The organism is Ensifer sp. Root31 (assembly GCF_001424825.1).
Lineage (GTDB): Bacteria > Pseudomonadota > Alphaproteobacteria > Rhizobiales > Rhizobiaceae > Ensifer > Ensifer canadensis.
This window is the reverse complement of record NZ_LMCO01000066.1, coordinates 541,551-550,223: the sequence shown is the minus strand read 5'-3', so window position 1 is coordinate 550,223 and position 8,673 is coordinate 541,551. Positions and strand designations below refer to the sequence as shown.

The 8,673-nt window shown below is 64.3% G+C and carries 5 protein-coding genes and 3 pseudogenes; 2 read left to right on the top strand and 6 right to left on the bottom strand.

Annotated elements, in window-relative coordinates; translation table 11 throughout:
• Positions 1–1,014, top strand: a pseudogene (gene mcpU / locus ASD00_RS36945) (methyl-accepting chemotaxis protein McpU); the annotation flags it as partial.
• 184 nt (positions 1,015–1,198) lie between these two features.
• Here the strand turns inward: mcpU and ASD00_RS36940 are convergent.
• The gene (locus ASD00_RS36940) at positions 1,199–2,449 is read right to left on the bottom strand and encodes a class I SAM-dependent RNA methyltransferase (RefSeq protein WP_025426144.1); all 1,251 of its coding nucleotides are present in this window, start codon (positions 2,447–2,449) and stop codon (positions 1,199–1,201) included.
• On the bottom strand, positions 2,446–3,216 hold the full coding sequence (locus tag ASD00_RS36935) for a TlyA family RNA methyltransferase (protein ID WP_025426145.1): 771 nt from the start codon (positions 3,214–3,216) through the stop codon (positions 2,446–2,448). Before ASD00_RS36935 ends, ASD00_RS36940 begins: the two co-directional genes overlap by 4 nt.
• Positions 3,217–3,331: 115 nt before the next feature.
• Between ASD00_RS36935 and ASD00_RS36930 the strand changes: the two are divergent.
• Positions 3,332–4,279, top strand: a pseudogene (locus ASD00_RS36930) (methyl-accepting chemotaxis protein); the annotation flags it as partial.
• Between the two features lie 2 nt (positions 4,280–4,281).
• Here ASD00_RS36930 and dxs read toward each other — a convergent pair.
• The 4 genes and pseudogenes from dxs to ASD00_RS36910 form a co-directional block, all read right to left on the bottom strand.
• Positions 4,282–6,195 (bottom strand): 1-deoxy-D-xylulose-5-phosphate synthase, encoded by a 1,914-nt coding sequence (gene dxs, locus ASD00_RS36925; protein WP_038575941.1) that lies wholly within the window; start codon positions 6,193–6,195, stop codon positions 4,282–4,284.
• 236 nt (positions 6,196–6,431) lie between these two features.
• A pseudogene (locus ASD00_RS36920) lies at positions 6,432–7,353 on the bottom strand (pirin family protein).
• Positions 7,354–7,463: 110 nt separating this feature from the next.
• Positions 7,464–7,715 carry an exodeoxyribonuclease VII small subunit gene (locus ASD00_RS36915; RefSeq protein ID WP_025426149.1) on the bottom strand — a complete coding sequence of 84 codons (252 nt, stop codon included), beginning with the start codon at positions 7,713–7,715 and terminating at the stop codon, positions 7,464–7,466.
• A 2-nt stretch (positions 7,716–7,717) separates the two neighbouring features.
• On the bottom strand, positions 7,718–8,647 hold the full coding sequence (locus ASD00_RS36910; RefSeq protein ID WP_025426150.1) for a histone deacetylase family protein: 930 nt from the start codon (positions 8,645–8,647) through the stop codon (positions 7,718–7,720).
• Positions 8,648–8,673: the final 26 nt, after the last annotated feature.

Below are 8,673 nucleotides of genomic sequence, written 5' to 3'. Positions count from 1 at the left end.
CTCGAAGACGAGGCCGACGCCAACCGTTCACTGTCGGAGCGCGAGCGCCTGGAACGCCAGGCTCGCGATGCCCGTGATGCTGCCGAAGTGCAGCAGGCCGTCGATGGCCTGGCAAGCGGTCTCGGCCGCCTGGCCGACGGCGATCTCGCCTACCGCATCGACAATCCGTTTGCCGATCGTCTCGATCGTCTGCGCGCCGACTTCAACAACTCGGTCGCCAAGCTGCACGACACGCTCTGCGCCGTTGGTGCCAATGCCCGCGGCATCGACGCCGGTGCGACGGAAATCCGTTCGGCCGCCGACGATCTGGCCCGCCGCACCGAGCAGCAGGCAGCCTCGGTCGAAGAGACGGCAGCTGCGCTTGAAGAGATCACCACCACGGTCAAGGATTCTGCCCGCCGGGCGGAGGAAGTCGGCGTGCTGGTCGCCCGCACCCGGGCCGGTGCCGAAAAGTCCGGCGAGGTCGTTGCCAACGCCGTCGAGGCGATGCATGCGATCGAAAAATCGTCGGGCGAAATCTCCAACATCATCGGCGTCATCGACGACATCGCCTTCCAGACCAACCTGCTGGCGCTGAATGCCGGCGTCGAGGCGGCCCGTGCCGGTGATGCCGGCAAGGGCTTTGCCGTCGTTGCCCAGGAAGTGCGTGAACTGGCACAGCGTTCGGCCAATGCCGCCAAGGAGATCAAGGCGCTGATCACCACCTCGGGCAACCAGGTGCGCAGCGGCGTGACGCTGGTCGGCGACACCGGCAAGGCGCTGGAGACGATCGTTGCCGAAGTGCAGGAGATCAACAAGCATGTGAGCGCGATCGTCACGGCGACGCGCGAACAGTCGACCGGCCTTCAGGAGATCAACACGGCAGTCAACACCATGGACCAGGGCACGCAGCAGAACGCGGCAATGGTGGAAGAGCAGACGGCGGCAAGCCATGGCCTGGCTTCGGAAGCCGCTTCGCTCAATGCGCTTCTGGCCCAGTTCAACCTCGGCAATACCCAGAGCGCCTATGCGCCGNCAGACGGCGGCAAGCCATGGCCTGGCTTCGGAAGCCGCTTCGCTCAATGCGCTTCTGGCCCAGTTCAACCTCGGCAATACCCAGAGCGCCTATGCGCCGACACCAACGTCGCGTCGGCGGGCGGCATAGGTCGGGTGCATCGGTCTGAACGATGAGAAAGGGCCCGGACATCCGGGCCTTTTTCTATTTCTCGAGCGTTGCGACTGCCTCGACATGGGCCGACCAGAGGAACTGGTCGATCGGCGTGACCGACGTGATGCGGTAGCCGGCAGCAACGAGGATCGCGAGATCGCGGGCAAGCGTTGTCGGATTGCAGGAGACGGCGACGATCTTCTTGACGCCGGAGCGGGCGATTTCCTGACACTGCACGTCCGCGCCCGCGCGTGGCGGGTCGAAGACGATGGCATCGTAAACCTTCAGTTCCTGCGCCATGAGCGGGCGGCGGAAGAGATCGCGCTTCTCGATCGTCACCGGCTTCAGCCCTTGCGTGTTGCGGGCGGAGAAGTCGAGCGCCTTCAGCGCCTTGTCCTCGCCTTCGACCGCGTGCACGCGGGCCTTGCGGGCGATGCGCAGGGCGAATGTGCCGCTGCCGGCAAAGAGGTCCGCAACCCGCTTTGCCTTGCCGATATGATCGAGCACCAGTGCTGCCATCGCCTCTTCAGCGGCAAGCGTTGCCTGGGTGAAGCCGCCGGGCGGCGGCGAGACGGAGACGCCGCCGAATTCGATCACCGGCTTCGTCGGCTCGACGATGATCTCACCATTGAGGCTGACGCGGGCAATGCCGCGTTCTCCGAGAACCGTCTCGACGGTGCGCCGGCGCTCGCGATCGCCAAATCCCTTGATGCCGTCGACCGAAAGGTCGAGACCGGAAAGCGTTTCGAGAACGGTGATGCGGAACGGTTCGGCGTTGACGGCCATGGCCGCGCCGATCTTGCCGATGGTGGCGAGCCGCGAGACGATGCCCGGGCTCGTGACGGGACATTCCGAAATCGCCACGATGTGGTGGCTTTCCGCCTGGTTGAAGCCGAGGAGCAGGTCTTTTTCGGTCTTGCGCGCCGTGAACACGGCGCGGCGGCGCTCGCCGGGTTGGGCTGTTATCAGCGGCGCGACATCAGGCTTCAATCCCTTCGACTTCAAGGCGTTGATCACCAGGTCGCGCTTGAAGGTCTGGTAGAGGCCGTCGGCCGCGTGCTGCAACGTGCAGCCGCCGCAGGTGCCGTTCTGACCGTCCGGGCCGAAGTGGCGACAGTGCGGTTCGACCCGGTCAGGCGATGCTTCGCGCAGCGAGATCAGCGTGCCCTGAGACTTGTTGACCGCAAGGGCCGCGCTCTCGCCCGGCAGCGTGAAGGGCGCATAGACCGGACCAGCCTCGGTTTCGGCAATGCCGTCGCCCTGCGCGCCGAGACGGGCGATGGTCAGGGTCTGCGTGCTCATGGCTTTTTCCCGGCCAGCAGGAACTCGACGTTGCCGTCGCCGCCTGATATCGGCGAGGGGATCAGCCCGAGGCTCTGCCAGCCCATGTCTTCGACCAGCCAGCGCTCGAGTTCGGCGGCAACCGCCGGCGCGCTGTCGGGATCCTTCAGCAGTCCGGCCTTGCTGATCGCATCGCGACCGGCCTCGAATTGCGGCTTGACCAGCAGGATGCAGTGCGCACCGCGAAGCGCCATCTCGAGTGCCGGCGGCAAGGCGAGCTTCAGCGAAATGAAGGAGACGTCGGAAACGATGAAGGTCACTTCACGGTTGTCGATGTCGTCCTCGGTCATCGCCCGGGCGTTGAGGCCCTCGATGCTGGTGACGCGCGGATCGCCCGAGATCCGCGGATGGATCTGGCCATGACCGACATCGATGGCAACCACGTGATCGGCACCGCGCTTCAACAGCACCTCGGTGAAACCGCCGGTGGAGGCGCCGATATCGACGCAGCTTTCACCGGTCGGATCGAGCGCGAAATGATCGAGCGCTGCGGCAAGCTTCAGCGCTGCGCGCGAAACATAGTCCTGCGCCGGGTCATCGATGGTGATGGTCACGCTCTCGGCAAAGGCCAACGACGGCTTGGTGACCGTGCGGCCGTCGACCTTGACGGTGCCGCGCTGGATCGCGTCGCGGGCACGGGCACGGCTAGCCACCAGTCCTGTGTTGAGCAGCAGCTGGTCCAGGCGGACTCTGTTCTTGTGTTCTTCATTCTGGCGTTCTTCTGACATGTGTTTCTCATGGAGGGTTGGCGGCCTATTGGCAAGCCCCCTCGCTGCACGGCTGCTCGGCAGAGCGGGTAAGACGTGGTGATAAAACCCCCAAGGAGACAGGGAAGTAATCACATCACGCGAAATAAGCGAAAGTGCTGACGACCTGTCGCGGCGCACGGAGCAGCAGGCCGCATCGCTGGAACAGACCGCGGCGGCCCTCGACGAGATCACCGCCAACGTCACGAGCTCGACGCGGCGGGCCGAAAAGGCGCGCATCGTGGCCGGAGAGGCGAATTCAAGCGCTGCCAAATCCGGCGTCGTGGTGGCGAGTGCCGTGGAAGCGATGCGCCGGATCGAAAGCTCCTCCGGCCAGATCTCCAACATCATCGGCGTTATCGACGAGATCGCCTTTCAGACCAACCTCCTGGCGCTCAATGCCGGTGTCGAAGCGGCGCGGGCGGGCGAGGCCGGCAAAGGCTTTGCGGTCGTTGCCCAGGAGGTGCGCGAGCTGGCCCAGCGCTCGGCAAAGGCCGCCAAGGAGATCAAGGAGCTTATCCGCAATTCCAGCGTCGAGGTCGAAGGCGGGGTCAAGCTGGTGCGCGATACCGGCGAGGCGCTGAAGGCGATTGGCGGCCATGTGGCCACCATCAACCAGCACATGGACGCGATCGCCATCTCGGCGCGCGAACAGTCGGTGGGGCTCAGCGAAGTCAACACCGCCGTCAACCAGATGGACCAGGTGACGCAGAAGAACGCGGCGATGGTCGAAGAGGCCAATGCCGCCAGCGCCCAGCTCGCCAGCGAGGCCGGCCGTCTGCGCGAGCTCATCGCCCGCTTCACGCTGCCGGGCCGCACGAACAGCATGACCGCCCCAAGCGATCTGCGCACCATGGCACCACTATGGCGGCGCCATCTGCACCGATACGCTCGGCGAGTGCCGCCCGCCCCGTGTCTTACGGCAATGCGGCGGTGGCGCAGGACGATTGGCAGGAATTCTGATCGTCGCCACGACACACAAGAAAGCAAAAGCCCCGGTTCATCGCCGGGGCTTTGGTGTTTCGGACTGCCTTCGATCGCGTAGCCTTAGCCGGCAGCGCCGATGCCGATATCCTGCTTCTGGCCGAGTGCCTTGAACACCGTAGAAACGATGCCGGCGCGGTCGAGGCCGGCCAAGGCATACATCGCTTCGGGCTTTGCCTGCTCCATCCAGATGTCAGGCATCACCATCGGGCGCACCTTCAGGCCACCGTCGAGCAGGCCGTCTTCTGCGAGGAACTGCAGCACGTGGCTGGCAAAACCGCCGACTGCGCCTTCCTCGATGGTCACAAGCACTTCGTGATGGCGGGCAAGCTGGCGGATGAGGTCGTGGTCGAGTGGCTTGGCAAAGCGCGCGTCGGCAACCGTCGTCGAAAGACCCGCCGCGTCGAGATCTTCGGCGGCCAACAAACAGTCGGCAAGGCGCGTGCCGAAGGAAAGCAGCGCCACCTTGGAGCCTTGCTTGACCACGCGGCCCTTGCCGATTTCAAGGATCTGGCCGCGCTCCGGCATTTCGACGCCCACGCCTTCGCCGCGCGGATAGCGGAACGAGATCGGGCCGGCATCATAGGCGACAGCGGTCCGCACCATGTGCTTCAGCTCTGCCTCGTCGGCGGCTGCCATGACGACGAAGCCGGGCAGGGTCGCGAGATAGGTCGTGTCGAAGGAGCCGGCATGGGTAGGCCCGTCGGCGCCGACGAAACCGGCGCGGTCGATCGGAAAACGCACAGGCAGGCCCTGGATCGCCACGTCGTGGACCACCTGGTCGTAGCCGCGCTGCAGGAAGGTGGAATAAAGTGCGGCAAACGGCTTGTAGCCTTCAGATGCCAGACCGGCCGCAAAGGTCACCGCGTGCTGTTCGGCGATTCCGACGTCGAAGCAGCGCTTGGGGTGGGCGAGGGCGAACTTGTCGAGCCCGGTGCCGGATGGCATGGCGGCGGTGACCGCAACGATCTTGTCGTCGAAACCGGCTTCCTGCGTCAGGGCTTCGGCGAAGACCGAGGTGTAGGCGGGCGCGTTCGGCTTTGCCTTGGCCTGCGCGCCGGTGATGACGTCGAACTTGTTGACGCCGTGATACTTGTCGGCAGCGGCTTCGGCGGGCGGATAGCCCTTGCCCTTCTGCGTCACCACATGGATCAGCACCGGCCCCTTGGCGTTGTCGCGAACGTTGCGCAGTACCGGCAGCAGGTGCTCGAACGAGTGACCGTCGATCGGGCCGATATGATAGAAGCCCATTTCCTCGAACAGCGTGCCGCCGGTGACGTAGCCGCGGGCATGCTCGACCGCGCGGGTGATCGCCCGGTCGACCGTCTTGCCGAGATAGGCCGTCAGTTTCTTGCCGACTTCGCGGATGCCCATGTAGGTGCGGCCGGAAGCGAGGCGCGCCAGATAGGCGCTCATCGCGCCGGTCGGTGGCGCGATCGACATGTCGTTGTCGTTGAGGATGACGATCAGGCGGGCATCGAGCGCGCCCGCATTGTTGAGCGCTTCATAGGCCATGCCGGCCGAAAGCGCACCGTCGCCGATGATGGCGATGACATTGCGGTTCTTGCCGTCGAGGTCGGCGGCGACAGCCATGCCGAGGCCGGCGGAAATCGACGTCGAGGAGTGCGCGGCACCGAAGGGGTCGTATTCGCTTTCGGCGCGACGGGTGAAGCCGGACAGGCCGCCTTCCTGGCGCAAGGTGCGGATGCGATCGCGACGGCCGGTCAGAATCTTGTGCGGGTAGCACTGATGGCCGACGTCGAAGATCAGCCGGTCATGCGGCGTGTTGAATATCTTGTGGATGGCGATCGTCAGCTCGACGACGCCGAGGCCCGCGCCGAGATGGCCACCGGTACGCGAGACCGCATCGATCATCTCTGCACGAACTTCGCCGGCAAGCTGCGGCAGATCCTTGTCGTCGATCTTCTTCAGATCGTCGGGAAAGGTCACCTTGTCGAGCAAGGGGGTTGCCGGCATCGGGTTCGTTGGCAGTTGTGTCACGCTGCATGCCTCATGCGCACCGCACGGATCGGGTGCGCGATAGTTGGTGGTACCGTTAAAGCGGCTCTTTAGACGCAATTGTTGCTGAATGCAAAATTAGGCTTTCCTGCGTCGTTGTCCTAGACACTACCGTATGATTCCCTGAATCGAAATCGATTTAAGGAAGCATGCGGCAACTGGAAGCGGCAAGCGGTCGCGGTTGTTCGATGCCCTCAACCGGTGGGAAGGGGCACGAATTCCTCCTCGTCGCCGGGCACGATGTCGAAGCGGCCGGTGCGCCATTCTTCCTTGGCCTTCTCGATGCGGTCCTTTGACGATGACACGAAATTCCACCAGATGTGGCGGGCCGAGCCGAGTGCTGCGCCGCCGAACAGCATGACATGACAGCCGAGCGGACCGGCGGTGACGGTGATTTCGTCGCCAGGCCGGAAGACCAGCAGCTGATTGTCGGCGAAGTGGTCGCCGGCGATGATCGCTTCGCCTGAGAGGATATAGATCGCACGCTCTTCCCAATTGGCGGCAAACGGCGCGCTTTTGCCGGGCGCGATGTTGGTCGACATAGATCGTGTCGGTAAAGACCGAGACCGGCGACTTCTGCCCTTCGAAGCTGCCGATCACCACCCGGGCATCTATGCCGCCGTCATTGAGCTGCGGCAGCATGTGCCGTTCGGTATGGTCGAAGATCGGGTCGATCTCTTCCTTGTGGTCGGGGAGCGCCAGCCAGGTCTGCAACCCGGAAACCGAGCGTTCATGCCCGCGCTGGTTTTCCGGTGAACGCTCGGAGTGAACGATGCCGCGGCCGGCGGTCATCAGGTTCACGTCGCCGGGGCGGATGACCATTTCGGTGCCGAGGCTGTCGCGATGCTTGATTTCGCCGTCGAACAGATAGGTCACGGTCGAAAGGCCGATATGCGGATGCGGCCGAACATCGATCGCCTCGCCGGCACGCAACAGCGCCGGTCCCATCCGGTCGAAGAAGATGAACGGCCCGACAAGCCGCCGCTTCGCTGTCGGTAGTGCGCGGCGAACCTGCAATCCGCCGATGTCGCTGGTGCGCGGGATGATCAGGTGTTCGATGGCGTCGCAGGCGGGCTTGTCGCCGGCGAGCGGGTCGGGGCCTGGAAAGAAGGACATGGTGCACGCTCCCGTTGTTCGTATGGTCTGAGCCTAGCGCCTAACGCACGTTGCGGGTAGGCGCTAGGCGAAGACGCAGCGTTTCCGGACGTTGACCAATCCCCCGTCGTTTACTCCGCGTCGAGCGGTTCCACGCCCTGCGGCTTGCCGGCACGGTCGAGCCTGATTTTTTCGATCCGGTCTTCGGCAGCCTTCAACAGCGCCTCGCAGTGCTTCTTCAGCGCTTCGCCGCGCTCATAGATCTCGATCGACTTGTCGAGCGCGACGTCGCCGCGTTCCAGTGCCGAGACGATGCGCTCCAGCTCTTCGACGGCTTGCTCGAAGGAGAGGGCCGAAACGTCCGGTTGCGTGGTGGTGGTCATGGTTACCCTCTCATCAATCTCAAAATATGCATGCCGGCCGACTCGGCCAGTCCCTGCAGGTCATAGCCGCCCTCGAGCAGGCTGACCATGCGGTTGCCGGCGCTGCGGTCGGCGATCTCGTGCAGGCGGCCCGTCGCCCAGTCGAAGTCCTCGGCGACAAGGTTGATCTGCGCCAGCGGATCGCGGTAGTGGGCATCGAAGCCGGCCGAGATCAGGATGAAATCCGGCCGGAAGTTCGTCAGCGCCGACAGCACACGAGAGCGGAACGCCTCGCGAAAATGCTCGCTGCCGGCATTGGGCGAGAGCGGCGCGTTGACGATGTTGCCTTTCACGCCGGTTTCGTCCTTGGCCCCGGTGCCGGGATAAAGCGGCATCTGATGAGTGGAGCAGAAAAGCACCGACGGATCGTCCCAGAAGATGTCCTGAGTGCCGTTGCCGTGGTGCACGTCCCAGTCGACGATCGCCACGCGCTCTGCCCCATGCGCCACCTGTGCGTGGCGGGCGGCAATCGCGACGGTGTTGAAGAAGCAGAAGCCCATGGCCTTGTTCTTCTCGGCGTGGTGGCCGGGCGGACGCGCCGCGACGAAAGCGTTGTCGGCCTTGCCCGTGAAAACTGCATCGACCGCCTCAACCGCACCGCCGATGCCGGTCAATGCCGCCTCGAGGCTGAACGGGCTGGCATAGGTGTCAGCTTCCAGATTGGCGATGCCCTCTTCGGGGATGGCGCGCTTGACGGTGCGCAGATGCTCCTCCGGATGGGCGAGCAGCACCAGGTCTTCGCTCGCCTTCGTCGCCTTTATGCGCTTGAGGTCGGCGAAATTCGGGTGCTCGAGCGCAAGGTTCAGCGCTTTCAGCCGGTCCGGCCTTTCAGGGTGACCTTCCGGAACCTCGTGTTCCAGGAAGATCGGATTTTCATAGAGCAGCGTGGTCATGCGCCGAAACTAGTGCTCCAACCTGC

What these genes read in the sequence shown, in the direction of transcription:
- ASD00_RS36940 (WP_025426144.1), bottom strand. Translation starts at nt 2,449, where the DNA reads ATGAGCACGCAGACCCTGACCATCGCCCGTCTCGGCGCGCAGGGCGAC.
- ASD00_RS36910 (WP_025426150.1), bottom strand. Translation starts at nt 8,647, where the DNA reads ATGACCACGCTGCTCTATGAAAATCCGATCTTCCTGGAACACGAGGTT.
- dxs (WP_038575941.1), bottom strand. Translation starts at nt 6,195, where the DNA reads ATGCCGGCAACCCCCTTGCTCGACAAGGTGACCTTTCCCGACGATCTG.
- ASD00_RS36915 (WP_025426149.1), bottom strand. Translation starts at nt 7,715, where the DNA reads ATGACCACCACCACGCAACCGGACGTTTCGGCCCTCTCCTTCGAGCAA.
- ASD00_RS36935 (WP_025426145.1), bottom strand. Translation starts at nt 3,216, where the DNA reads ATGTCAGAAGAACGCCAGAATGAAGAACACAAGAACAGAGTCCGCCTG.